The sequence below is a fragment of the Glycomyces paridis genome (genome assembly GCF_004912155.1).
Classification (GTDB): Bacteria; Actinomycetota; Actinomycetes; order Mycobacteriales; family Micromonosporaceae; genus Glycomyces; species Glycomyces paridis.
In genome coordinates, this window is record NZ_STGX01000004.1 from 208,336 (window position 1) to 231,784 (window position 23,449).

Sequence of the window (23,449 nt, forward strand, 5' to 3'; positions counted from 1 at the left end):
TTATCGCGTTGCCGGTGTTGGCGGCGGGACCCTATGGTGTTGAGCGAAAGTGAGGGTCGACCCGTGACGAAGTTGAATCAGATCATCGCGATCGAGAAGAGCGTCAAGGCGAAGGCGGGGCGCGTGCTCGGCGACGCCGGGCGCGAGCTGTCGAAGGCGCCGCTCCTGTCGGGCATCTCGCGGACCTACCAGCCCAAGGACGAGGAGGGCGAGCAGCTGCCGCCGGAGTCGACGAAGGTGCAGCGGCGGGTCGAGGAGCAGCTGCGGGAGGTCGCGTCGGCGATGACGCGCCTGTTCGACGTGACCGCCACGAAGGACCGCACGAACGCGGTCGCGACCGCTGACGTCGTCGTCGACGGCGAGGTGCTCGTGCCCGACGTCCCGGTGACGTACCTGCTGTTCCTGGAGAAGCAGCTCGCCGAGCTCCAGGCGTTCGTGAAGTCGCTTCCGGTCCTGGACGCGGCCGAGTCGTGGGCGTTCAACGACGCCGCCGACTGCTTCGCGACCGACCCGGTGAAGACGGTGCGCACCAAGAAGGTCCCGCGCAACCACGTCAAGGCCGAGCCGACCGAGGAGCACCCGGCGCAGGTCGAGGTGTACTACGAGGACATCCCCGTCGGCTACTGGACGACGGTGCGGTTCTCCGGTTCGGCCCCGGCCAAGCGGGTCGCGCAGCTCTCCGAGCGGCTCGAGAAGCTCCAGTTCGCGGTGAAGTTCGCGCGCGAGGAGGCCAACGGGACCGAGGTCGTGGACGAGAAGATCGGCGACAGGGTCTTCGGGTACCTGTTCGGCGAGTAGAGACTCCCCTGCTTTGAGCGGCAGGGGTGGCGCGCACAGCGCCGACGACGCTGAAACTGAAGTTCAGCCGCAATAGAGCGCGGTTCGAGTGGGGGGTTCGATTCCCTTCCTCCCGGGCATGACCGCCCGGGAGTAGCCCAAAGGCAGAGGCGACCGCGAAGACTGAGGCTCTCGCTCTAGATTCAGCATTTTCCACACCGCGCGGCTTCGCGACCGGCTCACCTGTACATCGGGGTTGGGGGTTCGAATCCCTCCCGCCGCACCACATGCGGCGGTAGCTCAACGGCAGAGCGCGATGCTAGCAGCAGTCTCAAAGGCCGGCGTAAGAAGCCACAGCGGCGACTATGTGGACTCAGCGGCCCGGTGTTGAGGTCAACAACCCGGGCCGCGCCACCCTCCCCCGCACCCCTGGTGCATCATGGTGTGTATGAGCGACAACAGAAAGGGCGATGCCGCGTAGGCCGCCCGCGCGAGTCCGCGCACAGCAGCGCCGCCGCCTCCCCGACGCGCGCCGCCTCCGCTATTACCATCCCGTACAGCGCATCATCCCCGCCCGCAAGGTCTTCAACATTCCCGGCGCCTCCGGGTCCCTCCGGGCCGCGATAGTCCGCCTCGAACGCGAACACGCCCGCCTGAGCTACGCCGCCGAGGCGTTCCGAAACTGGCGGCGCCTCGCCTACGGCCCGCTCCGCCACACCTTCAATCCCGGATGCGACTGGTGCGAGGGCCCGCACAACCGCGACCAGCTGGAACTGCTGCTGCACGTGCTGCCGAAACGCTCCGCCCGTGAACTGCGCCGGCTCCTGGCCCCGATCGACCGGGCGTACCTGGACCGCACTTTCAACAATCCGATGAGGGACGGCCCGTGGTGGCACCGGCGCTGCTGAGCCGTCCGTTCAGTCGCCGTCGCGCGGTTCGGGGAGGCGTGGTTCCTCAGGCACGAGCGCCTCGACGCGACGGCCCATGGTGGAGGAACCGGATCTGAACCCGTTGCGGCCCAATCGGGTGCAGCGGTCGCGGCACGGCTCCGCTACTGTCGGTGCATGCTGCTCAAACCCGGCCTCGACGTCATCGTGCTCTGCCATCCCGGCGATCACGGCCTGGCCGCGCGGCCGTTCGAGCGACTCTGGGAGCACGTGCACCGCGACCGGCCCGACGCGATGGCGGGCGGCAGCGTCGAGGTGTACCTCCACAGCCGCGCCTGGGACGGCGAGTCCGGGCCGCCGCGGTGGCTCGCCGCGCTCGAACGCGGCGCCGACCGCATGGACGAGGCCTGGTTCACCACGGTCGTTCCCGTCCTCGGGCCGGCCCTCGCCCGCGCCTACTCCCAAGACCCCGTCTGGGCCTCCGCGATCGACCACCTGCTCGCCGCCGCCGACGGCGGCGCCGACCGGCTCAAGGTCGCCGCCCTCCAGACCCCGACGGCCGGGATCATGACGAGTCCGCTGTGGCACACCGTGAAACGGCGGCTCACCCTCGACGCGCGCAGCTTCGACGACGGCGCGGTCCTGTGCCGCGAAGTCGCCCGCGTCAGCGCGCAGACCGTCTACACCGCACTCGGCGAGCCCGACCCGATCAAGGTCTTCGTCAGCCACGCCAAACGGGACCTCGAACCGGACGGCATCGTCGAAGTCGTCCGGGACGTCCTGCGCGACATGCACATGGGCGAGTTCTTCGACGCCGTGAGCCTCCAACCGGGAGAGCTCCTCTTCGAAGGCCTCGACGAGGGGACGGAGGCGTCGGCGATGCTCGCCGTCATCACCGAGCACTACTCCCAGAGCAAGAGCACCGCCAGGGAGCTCATCCGCGCCAAGACCGAGAACCGGGCCATCGCCGGCGTCGCCGACCTCGCCGGGCGCGTCGAGCACCGCACGTTCGCCACCAGCGACTTCCGTGTCGCCCACGCCAGTTCGAGCGACCTGCGCGAACCGGTCGAGCAGGCCCTCAACCACCTGGTCGACCGGAGCCTGGAGGTCGCCCTCGACCTGTACAAATGGGCCGCGCTCCAAGACGCGCTCGGCCACGCCGTCGCCACCACCGCCCAGCCGTGCATGGTCACCATCGACCACTACCGCGAACGGCTCGCCGCCCGCGGCGCCACGGACACGCCCGTCTGGGTGTACAGCGGCCCGCGCGCGTTCCCCGACGACCTCGCCATGCTCCACCGGCTCTCGCGCTCCCCCGAACTGCCCCAAGGCATCCGGATCGTGCACCAGCGCGAGATCAACGCCGCCGAGACTCGCGCCGACGCCCCCGGCGTGTTCACGCCCCTCCCCGAAGACGCCCTGGAAGGCGTCTGCGTCCAGTTGTCGGTCTCCGACAGCTTCGACCTCGAACGGCTCGGCCTCGACCAGCGCCACTGCCGCCTCGCGGTCGCCGAGATCGCCCAAGCGGTCTTCGCCGCCGGCGGCACCGTCGTCTACGGCGGCGACCTCCGCGAGGACGGGTTCACCTGGCTCCTGGCCGAACAGGCCGCGAAGTACGGGCGCCGCGGCTTCCCCGTCCTGCGCGTGTTCCTCGCCGCCGGCGTCCACGCCCGGCTCGGCCCCGACGACCTCGCCCGCTTCGACGCCGTCGCGGGCATCAACGGCGAGACCGTGCTCCTAGGCCCCTCCGGCGACACCGTCCCCCAGCCGGCGCCGACACCACTGCCCCAACAGGAGAAGGCCATCGCCATGTCGGCGGCCCGCCGCACCATGGCCGCCGCCTCGGACGCGCTCGTGACCGTCGGCGGCCGCTACGACCCGGTCCTGCGGCCCCGCCCGGGCGTCTGGGAGGAGATCCTCCACGCGGCCGCATCGAACAGTCCGCTGTTCCTCGCGGGCGGCTTCGGCGGGGCCAGCGCCGCCGCCCTCGCCGCCGTCGACACGCCCCGCCCCGACACCGGCGACCTCCACGCCGCGCTCCGGTCCGCGACCGTCAACCCCGGCCTCGACGCCGAGGAACGCGCCGCGCTCGCCGGCACGCACCGTTCGAGCCTCATCGCGTCGCTGGTCCTCAAGGGGCTGCTCGCCGTGAAGCGGGAGGCGTAGCGGCACCGCCCTCGCGCGGCTCGGGCAGCTCCAGGTCGCCCGGCAGCAGCGACTCCACGCCCGCGACCTCGCCCAAGAGCACCGCGATGTCGGTGAGGTTCCTGCGGACCTTGTCGATCTCGCCGCGCAGCTCGTCGATGCGGTCCCATCCGCGCTCGTGCGCCACCGTGTCGACCCCGTCGGGGCGCCGCTCCTCGTGCGCTGCCAGCAGCGGATGCCACGTCGCCAGAACAGGCCTGACCGAACCGTTCAGCATCGCGACGGCGATGCGCCCGAACGTGATCCTCTTCGAACCGCCGCGGGCCACCGCGGGCCCGTGACGCCGCAGGATCTCACGGGTGATCGCGAACAGCTGATAGAAGGAGGTCAGCGCCTCCCGGGCCTTGCCCTCGTCCGCGCCGAGCGGCACCACCGAGACACGGGTGATCATCTCGACGTACAGCTCCCAGGCCGCGTCCCGCTCGGCCCGGTCGGGCTCCCACGTGCCCTCGATCCCGCCGACGAACGGGATCTGGAGGTTCACCTTGACCTGCACGGACCCGGACTCCCCTCATCGGCACTCGACATTCGACTCTCGACCGCAGATGACCAGCATACCGGGAAAGCAGGTCCGCGTCGGTGCCCGCCGCCACAGTGTCAGGAACACGATTGTCCAAGGGGCGCATCAGAACCAGCCTCCGCTAACGCGAGCGGCCCGTACGTGCCGGACCCGGCGGAGCCGACGCAGCCCGATCCCCTGGCGCGCAGCGAAGTAGCCCGGATCGCCGAAGCGGCCTACGATGGGCACCTGCACACCGGCCGGCGAGAGGACGGGGAATGAGCGAGGCGACCATCGCGGCGGCGTTCGCGTTGCAGGTCGAACTGTCGACGCGCATCGCCACACGGCCCCTGCCCGAAGGACAGGGCCTGCTCAGCGAAGCGATCGGGTCGCTCAAGGCGCTCTTCGACGCCGCACGCGCCGCCATCAGGGAACTCGGGTCCGCCGACCGCGACGACGAGGTCGCCCTCCTCGCCGGGAAACTCGCCGAGACCCTGCGGCCGTTCCTCACCGAATGGCAACCCCGCCTCGACGGCCACCTCTCCACCCGCCCGCCCGGCGTCGGCGTCCTCACCCACGAACAGGCCTGGGAACACGCGGACGCGCTCCGCGCCGAACTGCCCGGCCTCCAGGCGACCCTCAGCGAAGTCCTCGACCGCCTCCGCGAAGTCACCGGCTCCGACCTCTGACACCCGGGCCGGGAACGCCCCCCGGACACCGGTAAGGCAGGCCCTACCGGTGAAATGCCTGCTCGCAGGCTCGTAAGCGAGCCCCGGGCGGCCGAGAATTGACCGTATGAACACGATCATCAAGCAGCTCGGCGCCGACACCGGCTACCTGCTCTCCTCGCTCCCGATCGCCCTGCCCGCCTTCGCCATCACCGTCACCGGCTTCGCCGCCGGCATCGGCACCGCCGTCGTGTGGGTCGGCGTCCCGATCCTCGCCGCCACCCTCTACGCCATGCGCGGCCTCGCCGCCGCCGGACGCGCACAGCTCGCCGCCGTCCTCGGCGAACCCGTCCACGCCCCGCACTACCGGCGCACCGACGCCACCGGCGTCCGCCGCTTCCTCGCGCCCCTCGCCGACGGCCAGTCCTGGCTCAACCTCCTGTGGGGCCTCATCAACCTCCCCATCGCCATCGCCGGCTTCGCCGTCGCCCTCTCCCTGTGGGCCGCCACCCTCGCCTCCCTCGCCTACCCCCTCTACGCCTGGGCGATCCGCCGCGCCACCGGCGACGGCGACGGCCTCGAACACGCCACCAGATGGCTCGGCTGGGGCGACTCCTACACCGCCGTCTCCGCCCTAGCCGTCCTCGGCGGGCTCGTCCTCGCCCTGCTCCTGCCGCTCATCCTCCGCGGCTTCGCCCTCACCCAGGCCGGACTCGCCCGAGGCCTCCTCGCCTCGCTCACCGAGCACGACACCCCGCACCTGCCGACCCGCTCCCCCGCCGCCGAAGCCGAGATCACCCGCATCCACGAACGCCTCAGCGCCTGAACGAGACGACGACGGGCGGCCGCGAACACGCGGCCGCCCATAGTCGTCTCCGAGGACTCACTCCTCCTGGTCGAGCGTCCCCGACTCGATCTCCAACTGGAACAACCGGTCCAACGCCGCGATCCCGTACACGTCGTCGAGCCCCTCCGCACACGCGAAATCGCTCAGCAGGTCGAACCCGTCCCGCACCCCCAACCGCCCCAACCGGAACGCCGCCTCGATCCGCCCGAACCAATGGAAGTACGCGTCCGCCGCCAGCACCGAGTACGCCTCGACCCCGACCTCCGGACTGATCCCGTGCATCGCCTCCGCCGCGTCGATCCCCAAGTGGTAGTCCATGATCGCCTCCACCCCCTTGATCAGCCGCCACAGCGCGTTCTCCGCGTCCCCCGCGTTGTACTCCGCCAGCTGCTCCGCGCAGATGATCCGCAGCCGCGACGTCACCAGCGGCGACGTCGCGAGATGCCGCAGCGCCAGCGCCGCCGACGACCCGTCCACCGGCCGCAGCATGTTCGCCGCGCTGTGCCGCACGTACTCGCTCACCGAACCGTCGGTGACCAGCTGCATGAGCGCGATCCCGGCCGGGCGCGCGGCGCAGTCGACGAGGGCGCTGGCGGCGTCGAGGCGGTATTTGCCGTCGACGGCGGGGTCGGCGGCGATCGCTTCGAGGGCGCGGGTGGCTTCGGCGAGGCTGAAGCGGCTCATGTGCTCGGCGGCTTCGAGCCGGACTTCGACGTCGACATCGGAGGCGGCGGCGACGGGGGAGAGGCGCATGGCCATGTCCTTGCCGCCAAGGTCGACGAGGTCTTGGATGAGCTGTACGCGCAGGTCGGCGTCGATGGTCTCGTTCTGGATGGAGCGGACGAGGTTGGCCATGGCGCGGTCGCGGCGTTCGGCGGGGACGGCGGCGGCGTCGAGGGAGACGGCGAGGCCGATGGCGGTCTCGGGGACGTCGGCGAGGTCGGGTTCGGGGTCGTCGTCCCAGAATCCGGTGCGGGTCGCGGGGGCGGCGGGGGCGCCGGTGCCGAGGCGGGCGAGTCGGCGGCGGCGCTGCCAGCGGCCGGTGGCCCAGGTCGCGGCGATGGCGGGGCCGATGAGGCCATAGCCCCACAGTCGGTTGACGCCGAAGAGCTCGACGACCGGGACCGGTGCGAGCACGGCGGAGAATCGGAGCGTCCAAAGCCGCATTGCATTGGCATTCGCCATACGTCGAACCTCGGGTAGGTGCGTTGCTGAGTGCTGCCAGAACTGCTCGGTACGGCTCCGCGGCGGCCGCGGCGGGGCGCGGTCTCCTGGGCGGCCTCGGCGTCGAGGTGGAGGGGCCGCCTGCGGAGTGCTGGGGCATAAAGCGTAGTCCCCCAAGACGAGTCGCGGTCGCACAGGGTGTGCGATGGGCGCCGGAGCGGCGCGGCGGCGGGTGCGGTTCGTGCCGGTATGCGACCGATGCCGCCGATGGGGGTCCGGACCTGGTCTTTCTGGGTGCGTCGGGGTCGCTCCGGGCCTGTACGATCGGGAGAAACCCCCGGTGGAGCCCATTCACCGCGTCCGGTGCCCCCTAGGAAGACGAGGCGTGTTAGAGCGATGACGTATCCGCCCCCCGGCGGCCAGAACCCGCAGTATCAGCTGCAACCCGAGCCGCAGCAGCCCAGTGACCCCTACATGCAGGGATACGGGAGCACGCCTCCGCCGCCGCAGCCTGGCCACTACCCGCCGCAGCCGAACTACACGCAGCCGCCGAGCCAGCCGATGATGCCGCCGGTGGGCGTGCAGCCCGGTTATCCGACGGCGCCGGGGACGGTGCTGCCGCCGCCGATTCCGCCCGCACAGCAGGGCGGGAACCTGACCGTGATCCTCGCGGTGGTGGTGGGCCTGGTGGTCGTGCTGGGCATCGCCGCGGTCCTGATCATCCCGGGCATGATGGGCGACGAGGACCCGCAGGCCGGCGGCGGGGACGACCCGACCACGGGCGAGGCGACCTCGGAGGAGCCGACCGCGGAGGAGACCGAGGCGGCCCCCACTGAGGAGGAGACCACCGAGGCCGCCGCGGCGATCGAGGGCTGGGGCTCCCCCATCAGCTCCGAGGACGACTACGACCCGAATTCCCCTGTGGGCGTGGCGATCACCTACCAGCTCGCGTACAACTCGAATGACGACGCGACGCTCGAGTCGCTGGTGAGCGCGGACGCGACCGAGGACATGAAGTGGGACCTCGACGCCAAGCTCGCGGCCGAGGACGACTACGACTTCATCATCTGGGGCCTCAAGCGCGAGGGCGGCACCGACAGCGAGGTTCAGGCCTGGGCCGGCTGGACGTGGGACGACACCGCCCCCGCCACCGACGACGACCTCAGCCTCAGCTACACGTACACGCTGGTCCAGGAGGACGGCGAGTGGAAGCTGTACGACCTGGTCTACGGGGCGCCCTGACGCGCCCTGGCCAGTAGTTTCGACGCGGCTGCGCCCCGACACCTTCGGTGTCGGGGCGCAGCCGCTTCCCGCACACCGAAGTTATCCACAGGCCTTGACCTGCCGCGACAATCTCTTCACGCAGAGTTATCCACAGGCGAGAAGAAGTTGTTGACGCTGTGTCGCCGACCGGCCACAGTTGATGCATGAGCCAGATGCCGATGTACCGCACCACGACACCCGCGATCACCGAACCCTTCTTCGCCTCGGCGGAGGCCGAGCCGGCGGACGACCTGCTGCTGCGCTTCGAGGCGGTCTTCGAGGCCGATCTCAGGCAGGTGGCGACCGGCCGCACGGCGGCATGGATCCACGGATTCGATGTGCTGCCGCCGGGGAGCGACCAGCGCGACTGGCCGGTGGAGAGCTCGCCGGACCCGCCGCTGTCGGACATCGCCGTGGTCGACGGCCTGCCGGTGACCGCCTTGGCGCGGACGCTGGTGGACTGCGCCGCGGACCTGCCGCGGCTGGAGGCGGTGGCCGCGGCCGACCAGTTCCTGCGGGCCGGCATCGACTCGGGCGATCTGGCGGCCGCGCTCGAACCGATGCACGACGAACGGCTGCGCCGCGCGAACGCGACGCTGCTGGCGGCCGATCCGCGGTCGGAGTCGCCGATGGAGTCCTGGACCCGCTGCCTCATCGCCGACGCGGGCCTGCCCGCGCCGGTTCCGCAGCTGCGGTTGCGGTCGCCGAGCGGCCGGTCGGTCTTCCTCGACCTCGGTTGGGAGCAGTGGCGGGTCGGGGTCGAGTACGACGGCACGGCGACCCATTCGGGCCTCGCCGCCGAGACCGCCGACCGGAGGCGCCATGTGGTGCTCCGCAATCTCGGCTGGAGCATCGAGATCGTGACGGCCCCTGACGTGATGGAGGAGCCGAGCCCGTGGCTGCTGCGCCTGCGCGACACCCTCCTCGACCGCGGCTGGGATCCGAGCCCGACCCGCCTCAAGGACGTCAACGCGCGCATCGAGGCGGTGAGCGAAGCACTCCAGCGGTGAGGCCGGGCCGGCGAAGCGGGAAGGCGCCTCCCGCCCGCCGGACCCGCGGCAAGAGAACAGCCAATGGCAGGAAGGTGGGCCGGGCAGGTAGGTACGAGCGAGGAAGCTGCTCGCCCCGGTGGGCGGCGACGGAAACCGGTCGACCCGTCGCTCTCATGAGGTGAAGGCCAACAGGGAGACCGGCTGGGCGGCACCTGCAGCGCGGTGCGGTGGCCGCAACGGGCCACCGCACCGCTGCGGAGTTTCGGGGTGGGGCGATCAGGGGAGGGGAGAGGGGTGGGTGGGGGGGGAGGGGACCCCCCGGAGGGCGAACATCGGCGGTGAGGGCGGCTCGCCTCAACCGGGTCGGATCACGGGCCCCGCCGTGAGGCCCGGCGGGCCTGCCTCGGCGGTGGACCTGGTGCGGGGCGGCGACCGGTTACGATCGTTGCGAGCATTGTTCGATTCGGCGGAGGCGCACGTGGCGGAGGGGTCCTTCACCGGTTTCGCGCGTCCGGCGGTGCCCACGCCGCAGGAGATCCGCGAGTGGGCGCTCGACCCGCAGTCGGTCGCGCCCGAGGGCCGGCAGTGGGATCTGACACTCGCCACCGACGAACTGGTCGACACCTGGCTCGAACTCGCGGCCGACGCGACCTGCCCGAAGCGCTCCTTCGCCCTCCATGTCCTCTACATCTACGCCGGCGACGCGGTGCGCACCAAGTTCCGCGTCCACGCGCGCAAGCGCGTCGACCGGCTCCTCGAGAAGGCGGGCGAGTCGCGCGACCAGTATGTTGGACTCTGGGCCTCCAACACGAAGGCGCTCATCCGCCAGCCCGACCTGTTCGACTACGACGAATGGTGCAACGGCGGACTCGTGCGCCGGCCGCGGCGGCTCAACCCCGGTCCGACGAGAAGGTTAGCGCCATGGTCACGCCCGACCCGAACATGCGGGTTTCGAACGCCGAACGCGAGGCGATCCTCGCCCGACTCCACGCCGCCACCGAAGAGGGCCGCCTCGACCTCGACGAGTTCGCCGACCGCTCCCGCCAGGCCTACGAGGCCCGCACCTACGGCGAGGTCGAGCGCCTCCTCGCCGACCTCCCCGAGACCGCCGGGGCCCTCGCCATCCCGACCCCCGCCCCCGCCCCGAAGCCGCAGCCGGAACTGCGGCTCAACCCCGTCATGTCCTCTGCGGAGCGCACGGGCGACTGGCTGGTGCCGGAGAAGATCGTCGTGGAGGCCAAGATGAGCTCGGTGAAGCTCGACTGCCGGCACGCGACGATCGCGTCCGGCGAGGTCGAGATCAAGCTCGCCATGGCGGCTTCGTCGCTGGAGCTCGTGCTGCCCGCGGGGGCGTACGCGACGGACCAGGACACGAACACCATCATGAGCTCCGTGGAGAACAAGGCCCCCTACAAGGGAGCTTCGGGAGTGCGGTTCGTGCTTTCCGGCCGCGCCAACATGAGTTCGGTGACGGTGCGGTACGAGCGCCGGTTCCTCTGGTGGCGCTGGTGAACGGGCCCGAAAGGGCCTCGCTTTTCAGTGAATGAACCGCCCGCGGATCGTCCTTTGTAACGGCCGCATAACAGTCATGCCTGATCCCGGCATTCTCCTCATATGAGGGTTTACACCGAACCTTCCTCGCAATAGGCTCGCTTTCGTGCGCCGCAGCCACGGCGAAGCTCGCGAACCGTGGTCGAGTAGTCACCCGCGGCGGCGCTCGTCCCCCTTGAGAGGAGCTCATCGCATGGGATCTCCGTCCCCCCGTCTGCTGAGACGGCGCGCCACCGCGCGCGCCGGATCAGGAACCCGAGCCGTGATGGCGGCCGCGTCGGTACCCCTGGTGGTCATCGCGCTCACCACCGCCGCGAGTCCGGCCGCCGCCGAGCCCCCCGCACTGCCCGAGATCACCCCCCAGTACTTCAAGGAGGCGTCGGCGCCGATCGAGTACGAGGACGGCTACTACGTCGTCCAGCTCGCCGCCGACCCCATCGCCACCTATGAGGGCGGCGAGGCCGGCCTGGCCGCCACCGCCCCGGCCGAAGGCGACACCATCGACTTCTCGACCGGTGCGGTCGAGGAGTACGGCGACTTCCTCGCCGAGGAGCGCGCCGACGTCATCGCCGAGCACGACGTGGACGCGCTCGCCGAGTACGACACTGTCATCAACGGCTTCGCGGCGCACCTGAGCGCGGCCGAGGCCGAGGAGCTGGCCGCCAGCGACGACGTGCTGGCCGTCATCCCCGACGTCATCTACCAGACGACCGGCGCGGTCGACGCGACGAAGTTCCTCGACGTCGCCGGCAAGAACGGCGCCTGGGAAGAGGAGTTCGGCTCCTCCAAGCGCGCTGGCGAAGGCGTGATCGTCGGCGTCCTGGACACCGGCATCTGGCCGGAGAACCCGGCCCTGGCCGCCCTGCCCGAGCCGCGGCCCGACCAGGCCACGATCGACGCCAAGTGGAACGGCGAGTGCGAGACCGGGGAGGACGAGGACCCGGCGGGCAACATCGAGTGCAACAACAAGCTCATCGGCGCCCGCTGGTTCGACGCCCGCGGCGTCTCGGCCGACAGCTACGCGTCGCCGCGCGACGCGGACGGCCACGGCACCCACACCGCCACGACCGCCGCCGGCAACTACAAGACCAAGGTGAAGGTCGACGGGAAGAACATCGGCACCTTCTCCGGTCTGGCCCCCGCCGCACGCGTCGCCGCCTACAAGGTCTGCTGGGGCGGCTGCTCCGGTCTCGACCTCGTGGCCGGTATCGAAGCGGCCGTTGACGACGGCGTCGACGTCATCAACTTCTCGATCGGTTCGACCGGCACCCCCGAGTTCCTCGACTCCGTGTCGATCGCGTTCTTCAACGCGGCCGCCGCGGGCGTGTTCGTGGCGGCGAGCGCCGGCAACGACGGCCCGACGTCCACCGTGGACCACCAGGAGCCGTGGGTGACCACGGTCGCGGCCTCGACGCACGACCAGACCTTCCGCACCGAGCTGGAGTTCGGCCGCGACGAGGTCGACGCCGCGGGCATGGTCGGCAAGGCGAACTGGTACGTCAAGAACGCGGTCGACGCCGCGTACGACGGCACCGACCCCGCCGCCGCCGCGACCTGCAACGCGGACACGCTGGACCCCGAGAAGACCGAGGGCTTCGCGATCGTGTGCGTGCGCGGGAACCTGTTCACCGACAACGCGAACCAGGTGGCCGCCGCGGGCGGCGTCGCCCTGATCGTGGTGGACCAGTTCGAGCGGGGCCCGGCCAACACGGTCACCTCGCAGGCGGTCCCGGTGCTGTCGCTGTCCTACACGGACGGTCAGGACCTCCAGGCCTGGATCGACTCCAAGGGCAACCCGAGGGTCTCTGTCGAGACCTCCGAGCTGGAGTACCAGAACGCCCCGAGCATGGCCGCGTTCTCCTCGAACGGCCCGGCCCTCTCGGCCGAGCAGAACCTCCTCAAGCCGGACATCACCGCGCCCGGCGTCGAGGTCGTGGCGGGTGTCACCCCGGACAACCACGCGGGCAACGACTTCGCGACGAACCAGGGCACGTCGATGGCGAGCCCGCACATCGCGGGCCTGGCCGCGCTGCTGAAGTCGGCGAACCCGGACTGGTCGCCGATGGCGATCAAGTCGGCGATCATGACGACCTCGTACCAGACCGACCAGGACGGCAACCCGATCCAGCGCGGCACCGAGGACGCGACGCCGTTCGACTTCGGCGCCGGTCACGCGGACGGCGCGGGGATGCTCGACCCGGGCCTGGTCTACGAGTCGACCCCGGTCGAGTGGATCCAGTACATCTGCGGGACGCCCGAGGCGTACAAGATCCAGTCCAACTGCGACGCGCTCGGTTCGATGGAGCCCTCGCAGCTGAACTACCCGTCGATCACGGTGGCCGAGCTGACCGGCTCGTACGACGTGTCCCGCACGGTCACGAACGTCTCCGACAAGAAGGCGACCTACAAGGCCGACATCACCGCCCCCGCGGGCTTCGAGGTGTCGGTGGACGTCGAGCAGTTCACGCTGAAGCCGGGCGAGTCGGCGACGTACACGCTGACCGTCACGCGCACCGACGCGGCGTTCGGCGACTGGGCGTTCGGCGACATCACCTGGGTGGAGAAGAAGGGCACCCGCACGGTCCACGAGGTGCGTTCGCCGATCGTGGTGAAGCCGACCCAGCTGGCGGCGGCCGACGAGGTGTCCTTCACGGGCGCTTCGGGTGCGACGACCCTGGCGGGCGTGGCCGGCTTCGACGGCTCGCTGAGCGCCTCCGTGTCGGGCCTGGTGGCCTCCGACGCGCGGACCGCGACGCTGACCGACCCGGACTCGGGCACGTTCCCGGCGGCCGACCCGCAGGAGAACTCGCACGTGGTCTCCTACGAGTTCACGACCCCCGAGGACGCGGCGCTGGTGCGCTTCGCGACGTTCGACGAGGAGCACCCGACCGGGACCGACCTGGACCTGTTCGTGTACCTCAAGGACGCCGACGGTTCGCTGACGCTGGTGGCGAACTCGGCCTCGGGCGGTTCGAACGAGACGGTGACGCTGCCGGGCGGCTACACGTTCGTGGTGTTCGTCGACGAGTGGGCGGGTCCCTCGCCGCTTGAGGCGACGCTGCACGCGTGGGTGGTGCCGGGCGCCGACGAGGGCAACCTCTCGGTGTCCCCGGCCGAGCAGGACGTGGTGCTGGCGGGCGACTTCTCGCTTGACCTGGCCTGGTCGGGCCTGGCCGCGGACTCGCGCTACCTCGGCACGATCGACTACGCCGCCGACGGCGCGGCGGTCGGTTCGACCGTGGTGAGCATCGGAACCTGATGAGTTGAGCCGCAAGGCTCGAGCGATCGCGGCGCCCGCCGCGTCGGCCCGACCGGGAACGGTCGGCCGATGCGGCGGGCGCTTTCGCGCGCCGGGTGGGGGCCGCGTTCATTGCCCGCAAGTCATGTTTCCGTTAACATCGAGCCGTCTCGATTCTTCAACCTCTGAACCAGGCGGTCCTCATGACGCGCAAGCGCACCTCCCTCATCGCGGCGCTCGGGGCGGTCGGCATCGCCGCCGCGAGCCTGACGGCGTTCAGCCCGGCCGCCTTCGCCGGGCCCGGCGGCGGCCGCGGGCACGACCACGGCCACGGAAGGCAGACCTGCGAGCTCGAAGCGCCCGCGAGCGTCGGCGGCGACCTCGGCGCCCACGACCCGGGCCTGTTCGCCCCCTGCGAGGACGGCGAGCCGTGGTTCCTGTTCGCGACCGGCTGGGGCCCGCTCGGCGAAGGCAACATCACCATCCGCACCTCGGCCGACGACGGCGCCACGTGGACCTATGTGGACACCGTCTGGGACGTCAAGCCCGAGTGGCTCACCGAGGCCGTCCCCGGCGTCGACAACCTGTGGGCGCCGGAGATCTCCTACGACGCCCGCCAGGGCCGCTACTACCTCTACTACTCCGCCTCGACCTTCGGCAACCAGCGCTCGGTGATCGGCCTGGCGACCAACACGACCCTCGACCCGGCCGACGAGGACTACGAGTGGGTCGACGAGGGCCTGGTGTGGGAGTCGAACGCCGGCGACCCGTACAACGCGATCGACCCCGCGATCCTCCAGGCGGGCGGCAAGCACTACATGGCGTACGGTTCCTGGTGGCAGGGCATCTACATGCTCGAACTCGACTGGCCTTCGGGGAAGGTCGAGGACGGCGCGGAGCCGGTCCACGTGGCCGGGCGCGGCGGCGCGGGCATCGAGGCGCCCGCCCTGGTCAAGCACGGCCGCTACTACTACCTCTTCACCTCGTGGGACGTCTGCTGCGCGGGCGCCGACGCGACCTACAACATCCGGGTCGGGCGCTCGACCTCCCCGACGGGCCCGTTCACGGACGCCGACGGCGTCGCCCTCACCGAGGGCGGCGGCACCCTGGTCCTCGGCGCGCACGGCGACTACGTGGCGACCGGCGGGCAGTCGATCGTCAACGGCCTCATGGCGTACCACTCCTACCACGAGGACGGCCACTTCGACATGGGCATCGAGGCGATCGAGTGGACCCGCGACGGCTGGCCGGTCCTCGACGGCGCCTGACCACCCGCCTACCGCGTGTCGGCGCGCGTGTCCGCCTTCGGATTCGCGGCCCCCGGGGTCGACCGTCCCTAACGCCCACCCTCCCGAGAGGGGAAGGAAGTCTGGCGCGATCGTTTCACCGGGCACCGACAGAAATCGGGGGCGCAGCGGCCCGCGCACCCGGAACTCACTCGAAAGCGTGGGTCCGGGCGCGCGGGCCTCATGTTCGAGGGCGGCGGCCGCGCCGGAAGGCGCGGCCGCCGCCCGGGGTTCGTGAACGCCCCTCAGGCGTACGGGTCCACGTCGATGTCGAGGACGCCCCAGATGTCGGGGTCCTCTTCGAGCCAGGTCGCGTGCTCGCCTTCGGCGGGCTGGTCGCCGTTCATGCCGCCGCGGGCGCCGCCCGCGCCGCCCATCATGCCGCCCATGCCGCCGGCGCCCCGGCCGCCGCCTCCCGAGCCGCCGCCGGCGCCGCCCGCGGCGCCCTCGCCGGTGGAGGACGCGGCGCCGACAGGGAACGACCCGCCGCCGCCGAGGGTCGCGGGCCCGCCGCTGGCGAGGCCGCCGCTGGTCCCGCCGGGCGGTTCCAGTCCCCCGCCGCCACCCCCGCCGCCGGGCGGCTCGTCGCCGGACTCCAGCGCGTTCGCGCCCGAGTCCAGGCCCTCGTAGGAGTCGGCGAGCATGTCGGAGGCGCTGCGGAAGGTCGAGGAGTTCGAGGGCTGCGCCTCGGGCGTGAAGGTCCCCGCCGACTCCTCGGCGTTCTCCCACCGGTTCACCACGTCCTCGTTGGCGATCTGCGAGCGCTGCTCGTAGTCGTCGAGCCCGGCGTTGACGTCGGCGGTGATGTTCTGGTTCGCGTCGGCCTCGGCCCAGATCTTCGCCTGCTCGGGCGTGGTCTTCGGGTCCTTGTTCTTGCCCTGCGCGATGTAGTACTCGGTCTGGGCCGCGACGTAGTCCCCCACCTCGTCCACATAGTCCATGTTGAACCCGGCGATCGACATGAGGCTCCGGACGTACTCCCCGCCCTGGTCGCAACCGCTGATGACGTAGCAGTCGCCGTTGGAGAACGGCGGCCGCACATGGGCCATCGGGTCGGTGTACATGAGGTCGGGGTTCGGGATCCAGTACATGGGCGCCGGGTACGGCAGCTCGCCGGAGTCGCCGCCCTGGAGGGCGTAGAACTCGTCGGCCTTCTGCTCCAGCAGGCCCACCGCGCCGGACGAGGCGTCGCCGATGTCGTCGCAGATCGCCGCGCAGTTGGCGAGGACGACCTCGACCTGCTCGGCGAACGCGTCGAAGTCGTCGCCCTTCCAGTGCTCCGAGAGCGTGCGCAGCCCCGACTTCATCCACGCCGAGACGCTGGTCCCCGGGTCGGTGTCGAAGCCGTCCTTGAACGCCTGCCAGTGCTCGCTGATCGCCCTGAGCGCGTAGCGGTCCGGCGTGTCCGGCCGGACCTCGTTCACCAGGGACTGGATGTCCTCCTGGCTCGGCGCGGGCGTGCCGGCGGTGACGACCGTGAGCCCGGCGACCTGCCCGGTGGTAGGGATCGCGGAGACGAGTTTGATCCAGGCGTTCTCGGCGGTGTTGCCGACGTTCTGGCAGCTCGGGTCCGAGCAGGGGCGGCCGGAGAGGAACAGCGCCTCGGCGTCGCGGCGCTGGTACTCGACGACGGTCGAGTCGTCGGGCGCGGCGCCGGACTCCCACTCCTCGCGCTGGTGCCCGTGGTCGTCGTCCTCGTCTTCGTCCTCCTCCTCTTCCTCCTCGTCGTCTTCGTCTTCGTCCTCGTCCTCGTCGTCATCCTCGTCTTGGTCGTCGTCTTCGTCTTGGTCGTCGTCTTCGTCGTCCTCGGAGGAACCTTCATCCTCGTCGTCGGCTTCGGCGTCTTCGTCGGGGTCGGACTCGGCGGGTTCCTCTTGGGCCGCTTCGGTCTCCTGCGGTTCCTCGGCCGGCGTCTCCGCCGGCGGGGACTCTTCGAGCGGGGCCTCCGCGGCAGGGGTTTCCTCGGCAGTGGCTTCTTCGACCACGGCCTCTTCGGAGGTCGCGTCTGCGGCCGGGGTCTGCTCGACGTCCGGGGCGGGTTCCACCGCCGGGTCCTGCGATTGGTTGTCGGACATGGCGATCAGTCCTCGCTTCGGGACATGTGGAGGGCGGACTCGTCGTCGGTCTCGACGGCGCGCTCGGCGACCCCGTCGAGGGTGGCGATGATGCCCGCCAGGTCGGCCCGCAGGTCCTGGAGGTTGGACCAGGTCTGGCGGTGGAATTCGCGGTAGGCCTCGCGGGCCACCTGGCCGCTGTCGAGCAGGCCGAACCCGGGCTCGACGCCGAGCTCGTTGCCGTGCCGCAGCTGGCCGATGAGCGTTTCGAGGTAGTCCAGGCGGTCCAGCGCGATCTCGCGGAACTCGGCCAGGGCTTCGGGGTCGACGGCGCGATCCGACACGGGGTCACACTCCAGGGGGCGAGCTGATGGGGTCCAAAGCGAGACCCATTCTATCCACTGAGCGCCACCCTCTGGGTACGCACAGTTGCCGCTTTTGTCCCGTTAGGACATGTCTCAACTGGTCTCGACTCGATTGCGAATCCACATTCGAGCAGAATCGAGCACCATCGCAGCACGACCGCGCATTCCCATGAGAGCAGGAAGAACACCAGTACCAGTGTCAACTTTGGACACACGAGAAAATGGGCCCGCGAAGCGGACCCATTTCAGACTCGACGCCCCGAAGGCGAACCCGTCAGGCGTCGACGCGCACCGGCAGCGGCTCGCTCTCCCGGAGGTTCTCCGGCGGCGGCGCCACGAACTTGTAGCCGACCTGGCGCACCGTGCCGATCATCGACTCGTACTCCGAGCCGAGCTTCGCACGCAGCCGCCGCACGTGGACGTCCACCGTCCGCGTGCCGCCGAAGTAGTCGTAGCCCCACACCTCCCGCAGCAGCTGCTCGCGGGTGAACACGCGCCCGGGGTGCTGGGCGAGGAACCGCAGCAGCTCGAACTCCTTGTACGTCAAGTCGAGCGGCGTGCCCTTGAGCTTCGCGGCGTACGTGTCGGGGTCGACGGTCAGGTCGCCCGCGCGGATCACGGCCGGACCGGCGGCCGTGGCCGCGTTCGGCTTGCCCGTCGCCAGCCGCAGCCGCGCCTCGACCTCGGCCGGGCCCGAGGCCGCCAGCAGGAAGTCGTCGACGCCCCAGTCGGCCTGGAGCGCGGCGAGGCCCGCCTCGGTGACGATGGCGTAGAGCGGGACGGTGAGGCCGGTGGCCTGGAGGACCCGGCAGGTCGCGCGGGCGTCGGCGAGGTCCGAACGGGCGTCGACCATGACCGCGTCCGGGCTCGGACCGCTCAGTAGGGCCCGAACGTCCCGGCCCGCGTACCGCGCGCGGTGCGGCAGCAGTTCGAGGGACGGCAGGATGGATTCAGGTGACTCCGGAACGGGATTGGAAGTGAGGATCAGGATTTCCACAGAATTCCTCCGCTGGTAGGTGAGCACACGCGACTATCGCTCTTCCCGGCTTCGGCGACGGGTGGGCTTACATGCGGTAGGTGGAGTCCAGGCCAAGTGTAAACGGTCACCATTGAAAACACCAGCGTCACCGCTGTGCGACCTCACTATGCGGGATCGGTCGATGCAAGCTCCGCGACCGACGCCGTTCACGCGCACGACACGCCCCGAACATCGGACCGGACCACCCGAACGGGGCGTTCGGGCCGACACTTCGCACTGCGGCCCTTCGAAGGTGAGCAGTGCACAAGGGGCTTGCCGTAGGCTGTGCTCGTGTCGTACAGCCGACCCGACGAGACCTGGGGCCACGAGCCGCCCGAGGCGGCCGAGCCCGCCTGGGGCGGGGCCTACGCCGAAGCCGAGCCGGCCGACGAGCGCCGCGGCGAGGCCAGCCGGACCGAGGACCCCCCGACCGGCGCGAACCGCTGGGAGACCACCGGCTCCTACCGCTCGACCGGCCCCGACGGCGAAGTCGACCACACCCTCCCCCCGCCCAGCCCGAGCCTGCTCTCGCGCCTCCCCGCGCTGGCGGTGACGGTCGCGATCAGCGCCGGGCTCGTCCTCGGCACCCAGATGGAGCGCCCCGTCTACGCCGCGGGGATCGCGGTCCTCCAGATCGCGATGGTGGTCCTGGCCGTCTGGGTCCGCAAGGTCGAGGGCGCGTGGGTGACGCTCCTGGTCGCCTCCGGCCTCGCCGTGGCCGCCGACTGGGCGGCCGTCTCGTGGTCGCCGGTGTCGCTCATGCCGATCACGGTGCTGGTGGCGCTCGCGTTCGCCGCCGCCGTCGTCGGCCAGCTCGTGCGCCGCGAGCACGCGGGGGTGACCGAGAGCCTCGGCTTCACCATGCTGCTGTGCGTGGCCGTCGCCGGCTACACCTGCTATATAGCCCTGTCGCGGCTCGGCTCGGCGCCGCCGGCGATGTACTCGGCGGTGGTCGCGGCCGGGACGGCGATCCTCGCGGCGCGAGCGGTGGACCTCGTCATGCCCGACCCGCGCATCAACCGGCAGGTGACGCGCGGCGCGTTCGGGATCGTCATCGGCACCATGTGCGGCACCGCCTCGGCCGCCTACGCGGGGCTGGTCATCGAGGGCCCCGAGCCCTCGCACGCGGCGATCGGCGGCCTGCTGGTCGCGCTCATCGCGGTCCTGTCCGACCTCGCCTGCGGCTACCTCTCCGCGGCGCGGCGCATCGACGGCGCCGGAACCGCGCCCGCACCGGTGGTGAGCGCCGCCGGGCCGCTGCTCGCGTTCGCCGTCACGGGACCCGTCGTGTACCTCTTGAGCGTCTATTACATGATCGACTGACACACCCGTCCGCGATCGCGCGCGGCCCACCCCCGCGCGCCGCATACACGCCGTTTTGGAGCACTCCAGGTGAAGATCCTCCGCCGCCTCCTCATCACCCTGGTCATCCTCGTCGCCGTGGTCGCCCTGGGCGACCGGGTCGCGAACGCGGTCGCCGAGCGCCGCATCGCCACGGAGGTCGCGAACACCGCGGCCGACCACGGCGCGTACTCCGACCGGCGCCCCGAGGTGACGATCCACGGCTGGCCGTTCCTCGACCAGGCCTGGACGGGCGAGTTCGAGCAGATCGACATCACCCTCAAGGACGTCGGCGCGAGCGGCCTGGTCTTCCCGTCCCTCGACCTGGTCGCGCGCGGCGTCGAGGCCGACTGGCGCGAGCTCGCCGACGGCGGGGACGTGGTCGCGCGGGACCTGGAGGTCTCCGGCAGCGTCTCGGTCGCGTCGGTGGAGGCGCTCCTGGCAGAGGAGACCGGGTACGACCTGACGATCGGCGAGGACGGCCAGGCGACGCTGCGCGCGACCAAGCAGGTCGACGCCCTGAACATGTCGGTCGACCTGGAGGCGACCGGCCGGATCGTCATCGGCGAGAGTGAGCTGAGCTTCACCCCCGACGCCGTGGAGACCCTCACCGAGGGCCTGCCGCCGGGCGCGCAGCCGGTCATCGAGCAGTTCGCCTCCGAGCTCGGGTCCTCGATCCCCCTGCCCGACCTGCCGTACGGCATCGTGCTCGGGGAGATCGTGTTCGACGGGAACGCGGTCACCGTCTCCGGTTCGGCCGAGGACGTCGTCCTCACCTGAGCGCGCGCGGCGGTTCCGCATCGCGAGAACGTGTGTGGATTCGCGCGGGGAAGTCTGCTAGCGTTCACGCCATGCGCAAGCCGATGCTCACCAAGCGGCGCGCGATCGACTACTGCACGATCGCGGCCACGCTCTGTCGAATGCCGTAGGCGACTCGCCGGGCCCACCGAGGCCTGAGGCAGTCGCCGCATTGCGGCCCAGCGTGCGCGAACATCAGAGCAAGGCTTGCGACCCACTCCCCACACCGCCTCAGGCGCGATCCGGGCGTGACGTCACATCGGCTTGAACCCGGTCCCGTGGACCGGACGTCCTCTGGACGATCCCTGCTCAGCCGCGATCAGCGGCGACTACGCACCGCACCCGCCTCACTCTGGGCACGCTCTCGAACTCGGAACAGTCGAAGTCAGTCATTCCATTTACGTTCAGGAGAGAACAGCCATGGCCCGTGAAGACGTGCTGGTCACCGCCGATTGGGCGGAAGAGAACCTCGACACCCCCGGCGTCGTGTTCGTCGAAGTCGACGAGGACACGTCCGCCTACGACAGCGGACACATCAAGGGCGCGGTGAAGATCGACTGGAGGGACGACCTCCAGGACCCGGTCCGCCGCGACTTCGTCAACCAGGAGCAGTTCTCGCAGCTCCTCTCGGAGCGCGGGATCGCCAACGACGACACCGTCGTCCTCTACGGCGGCAACAACAACTGGTTCGCGGCCTACGCGTACTGGTACTTCAAGCTGTACGGCCACGCCAGCGTCAAGCTGCTCGACGGCGGCCGCAAGAAGTGGGAGCTCGACGCCCGCGAGGTCGTCACCGAGGTCCCCTCCCGCCCGGCCACCTCCTACGTCGCCGGCCCGCTCGACTGGAGCCTGCGCGCCAAGCGCGACGAGGCCGAGGCCGCGATCGGCGTGAAGAACCTCATCGACGTGCGCTCCCCCGACGAGTACGCCGGCCGCCTCCTGGCCCCGGCCCACCTCCCGCAGGAGCAGTCCCAGCGCGCCGGCCACATCCCGACCGCGCTGTCCGTGCCGTGGTCGAAGGCCGCGAACGAGGACGGCACCTTCAAGTCCGAGGCCGAGCTCCGCGAGATCTACGTGGACGAGGCGGGCCTGGACGAGTCGAAGTCGACCATCGCCTACTGCCGCATCGGCGAGCGCTCCAGCCACACCTGGTTCGCGCTCCGCGAGCTCCTCGGCTACGAGGACGTCAAGAACTACGACGGCTCCTGGACCGAGTACGGCTCGCTGGTCGGCGTCCCGATCGCCCTCGGCGACGAGCCCGGCACCAAGTAGCACCGGCGACGGAACGGAAAGGTACCAACATGTCTGACAGCTGCGCAGCACCCGATCAGGACACGGCCCTGCCGGCGTCGGTCGACCTGGAGAAGGAGACCGTGCTCACCGGCACCGTCGTCAACGACGAGGGCGAACTGGTGCAGGGGGCGTACGTGCGCCTCCTCGACGGCACCGGCGAGTTCACCGCCGAGGTCGTCACCGGCGAGGGCGGCCAGTTCCGCTTCTTCGCCGCCCCCGGCAAGTGGACGCTGCGGGCGCTCTCGCGCTACGGCGACGCCACCGGCGAGGTCGAGGCCGTCCGCGGTCTCAACGAGACCAAGCTCGCCGTCAGCCGCTAGACCGACCGGGGCGATTCAGCTCGTAACCCAGTCCTGAGGGCGGGGCCGCACCAGCGGCCCCGCCCTTAGCGCTGTTCCCGTCGCGGTCGCCCGGCTTCGATGTACGCGACGATCTCCTCGCTCGAGACCTCCACCGGCGGTTGAGCGGCGATCCGCGCGATCACGTCGGCGTTGGACGTACCGTCCAGCCGGGCCCGGACCCGGTCCCGCTCCGAGTCGCCGACGTTCGGGTCGGCGTGGCGGAATCGCACGCCTACGGCGAGGCTCGCGGGCGGCAGGTCCGCCGCGAGGCGGTGCAGCAGCGGCCCGAGGCCTGCTGCCAGGCAGGAGTCGACTTCGGAGGGGTCGACTTCGGCGAGGATCGCCCAGGTGACGGCGCGGTCGACGGCCGGATCGCCCGCCGCCGCGTTGGTCCAGTCGATGACCTGCGGGCCGTCGTCGGTGAGCAGCACGTTCCCCGGATGCAGGTCGAGGTGCAGCACCGCGCGGTCGGGGGCGGTCGCCGCGAGGTCGACGCCGCGCGCGGTGGCGGCGAGCCACGGGGGCGGCTCGATGCGGTGCAGGTCGCCGAGCAGGGCGAGGAGCGTCTCAGCGGCGGCGGCGAGGTCGACGCTCCCGGTGAGCAGGGCGTCGAGGAGGGTCGGGCCGTACAGGCGCTCCATGGTCATCTCGGCGCCGCTCGCGGTGTACACCTGCGGGACCGGGTAGCCGCGGCCACGCAGGTATCGCATGAGGCGCGCCTCCGTTTCGCAGTCGGAGGCGCTGCGGCGCAGCACGGTCCGGTCGTCGACCGCGTACACGGCCGAGGCGCGGCCGGAGGCGAGGAGTTCCATGCGGCCACGCTACCGGCCGCCCGGGGCGGGACGCGTGGTCCCGCCCCGTG

At 71.0% G+C, this 23,449-nt stretch carries 20 protein-coding genes; 14 read left to right on the forward strand and 6 right to left on the reverse strand.

What is annotated here, in order from left to right; translation table 11 throughout:
- Nucleotides 1–63 precede the first annotated feature (63 nt).
- The 3 genes from E9998_RS07115 to E9998_RS26680 all read left to right on the forward strand — a co-directional run bounded on the left by E9998_RS07115 (nt 64) and on the right by E9998_RS26680 (nt 3,830).
- Nucleotides 64–798 (forward strand): DUF7873 family protein, encoded by a 735-nt coding sequence (locus E9998_RS07115; RefSeq protein WP_136529012.1) that lies wholly within the window; start codon nt 64–66, stop codon nt 796–798.
- A 449-nt stretch (nt 799–1,247) separates the two neighbouring features.
- Nucleotides 1,248–1,685: a hypothetical protein gene (locus tag E9998_RS07120; RefSeq protein ID WP_136529013.1), complete on the forward strand. Its 438-nt coding sequence runs from the start codon at nt 1,248–1,250 to the stop codon at nt 1,683–1,685.
- A gap of 156 nt (nt 1,686–1,841) precedes the next feature.
- Nucleotides 1,842–3,830, forward strand: coding sequence for a TIR domain-containing protein (locus tag E9998_RS26680; protein WP_136529014.1), 1,989 nt, complete (start codon nt 1,842–1,844; stop codon nt 3,828–3,830).
- Here E9998_RS26680 and E9998_RS07130 read toward each other — a convergent pair.
- Nucleotides 3,796–4,365, reverse strand: coding sequence for a hypothetical protein (locus E9998_RS07130; RefSeq protein WP_136529015.1), 570 nt, complete (start codon nt 4,363–4,365; stop codon nt 3,796–3,798). The two genes, E9998_RS26680 and E9998_RS07130, sit on opposite strands and share 35 nt — an antisense overlap.
- Nucleotides 4,366–4,646: 281 nt before the next feature.
- Here E9998_RS07130 and E9998_RS07135 point away from each other — a divergent pair, with 281 nt between their 5' ends.
- Together E9998_RS07135 and E9998_RS07140 are read left to right on the forward strand one after the other, a co-directional pair.
- On the forward strand, nt 4,647–5,057 hold the full coding sequence (locus E9998_RS07135; protein ID WP_136529016.1) for a hypothetical protein: 411 nt from the start codon (nt 4,647–4,649) through the stop codon (nt 5,055–5,057).
- 106 nt (nt 5,058–5,163) lie between these two features.
- Nucleotides 5,164–5,862 (forward strand): sensor domain-containing protein, encoded by a 699-nt coding sequence (locus E9998_RS07140; RefSeq protein WP_136529017.1) that lies wholly within the window; start codon nt 5,164–5,166, stop codon nt 5,860–5,862.
- A gap of 57 nt (nt 5,863–5,919) precedes the next feature.
- Here the strand turns inward: E9998_RS07140 and E9998_RS25200 are convergent, their stop codons facing one another.
- Complete coding sequence (locus E9998_RS25200) at nt 5,920–7,020, reverse strand: HEAT repeat domain-containing protein (protein WP_158299721.1); 1,101 nt, start codon at nt 7,018–7,020, stop codon at nt 5,920–5,922.
- Nucleotides 7,021–7,443: 423 nt separating this feature from the next.
- Here E9998_RS25200 and E9998_RS07150 point away from each other — a divergent pair, with 423 nt between their 5' ends.
- The 5 genes from E9998_RS07150 (at nt 7,444) to E9998_RS07175 (ending at nt 15,359) form a co-directional block, all read left to right on the forward strand.
- Nucleotides 7,444–8,289: a hypothetical protein gene (locus E9998_RS07150; protein ID WP_136529018.1), complete on the forward strand. Its 846-nt coding sequence runs from the start codon at nt 7,444–7,446 to the stop codon at nt 8,287–8,289.
- A 185-nt stretch (nt 8,290–8,474) separates the two neighbouring features.
- Nucleotides 8,475–9,320, forward strand: coding sequence for a hypothetical protein (locus E9998_RS07155; protein ID WP_136529019.1), 846 nt, complete (start codon nt 8,475–8,477; stop codon nt 9,318–9,320).
- 903 nt (nt 9,321–10,223) lie between these two features.
- Nucleotides 10,224–10,814: a DUF1707 SHOCT-like domain-containing protein gene (locus tag E9998_RS07165; protein ID WP_158299722.1), complete on the forward strand. Its 591-nt coding sequence runs from the start codon at nt 10,224–10,226 to the stop codon at nt 10,812–10,814.
- 304 nt (nt 10,815–11,118) lie between these two features.
- Complete coding sequence (locus E9998_RS07170; RefSeq protein ID WP_158299723.1) at nt 11,119–14,112, forward strand: S8 family serine peptidase; 2,994 nt, start codon at nt 11,119–11,121, stop codon at nt 14,110–14,112.
- 182 nt (nt 14,113–14,294) lie between these two features.
- Nucleotides 14,295–15,359 carry an arabinan endo-1,5-alpha-L-arabinosidase gene (locus tag E9998_RS07175; RefSeq protein WP_136529022.1) on the forward strand — a complete coding sequence of 355 codons (1,065 nt, stop codon included), beginning with the start codon at nt 14,295–14,297 and terminating at the stop codon, nt 15,357–15,359.
- A gap of 263 nt (nt 15,360–15,622) precedes the next feature.
- On the opposite strand, the gene E9998_RS07180 is transcribed toward E9998_RS07175, so the two are convergent.
- The 3 genes from E9998_RS07180 to E9998_RS07190 all read right to left on the reverse strand — a co-directional run bounded on the left by E9998_RS07180 (nt 15,623) and on the right by E9998_RS07190 (nt 18,793).
- The gene (locus tag E9998_RS07180) at nt 15,623–17,452 is read right to left on the reverse strand and encodes a hypothetical protein (RefSeq protein WP_136529023.1); all 1,830 of its coding nucleotides are present in this window, start codon (nt 17,450–17,452) and stop codon (nt 15,623–15,625) included.
- Nucleotides 17,453–17,457: 5 nt separating this feature from the next.
- A complete protein-coding gene (locus E9998_RS07185) occupies nt 17,458–17,775 on the reverse strand; it encodes a hypothetical protein (protein ID WP_136529024.1) in 318 nt (105 codons plus the stop codon).
- Between the two features lie 295 nt (nt 17,776–18,070).
- The gene (locus E9998_RS07190; RefSeq protein WP_136529025.1) at nt 18,071–18,793 is read right to left on the reverse strand and encodes a winged helix-turn-helix transcriptional regulator; all 723 of its coding nucleotides are present in this window, start codon (nt 18,791–18,793) and stop codon (nt 18,071–18,073) included.
- A gap of 312 nt (nt 18,794–19,105) precedes the next feature.
- On the opposite strand from E9998_RS07190, the gene E9998_RS07195 reads away from it, so the two are divergent.
- From E9998_RS07195 to E9998_RS07210, 4 genes are all read left to right on the forward strand, one after another.
- Nucleotides 19,106–20,137, forward strand: coding sequence for a hypothetical protein (locus E9998_RS07195; RefSeq protein WP_136529026.1), 1,032 nt, complete (start codon nt 19,106–19,108; stop codon nt 20,135–20,137).
- Between the two features lie 69 nt (nt 20,138–20,206).
- Complete coding sequence (locus E9998_RS07200) at nt 20,207–20,935, forward strand: LmeA family phospholipid-binding protein (protein ID WP_136529027.1); 729 nt, start codon at nt 20,207–20,209, stop codon at nt 20,933–20,935.
- Nucleotides 20,936–21,373: 438 nt separating this feature from the next.
- Nucleotides 21,374–22,225 carry a sulfurtransferase gene (locus tag E9998_RS07205; RefSeq protein WP_136529028.1) on the forward strand — a complete coding sequence of 284 codons (852 nt, stop codon included), beginning with the start codon at nt 21,374–21,376 and terminating at the stop codon, nt 22,223–22,225.
- Between the two features lie 29 nt (nt 22,226–22,254).
- Nucleotides 22,255–22,566, forward strand: coding sequence for a DUF1416 domain-containing protein (locus E9998_RS07210; RefSeq protein ID WP_136529029.1), 312 nt, complete (start codon nt 22,255–22,257; stop codon nt 22,564–22,566).
- Nucleotides 22,567–22,631: 65 nt separating this feature from the next.
- Here the strand turns inward: E9998_RS07210 and E9998_RS07215 are convergent, their stop codons facing one another.
- On the reverse strand, nt 22,632–23,399 hold the full coding sequence (locus E9998_RS07215) for a phosphotransferase (protein WP_204745305.1): 768 nt from the start codon (nt 23,397–23,399) through the stop codon (nt 22,632–22,634).
- Between the last annotated feature and the right edge of the window lie 50 nt (nt 23,400–23,449).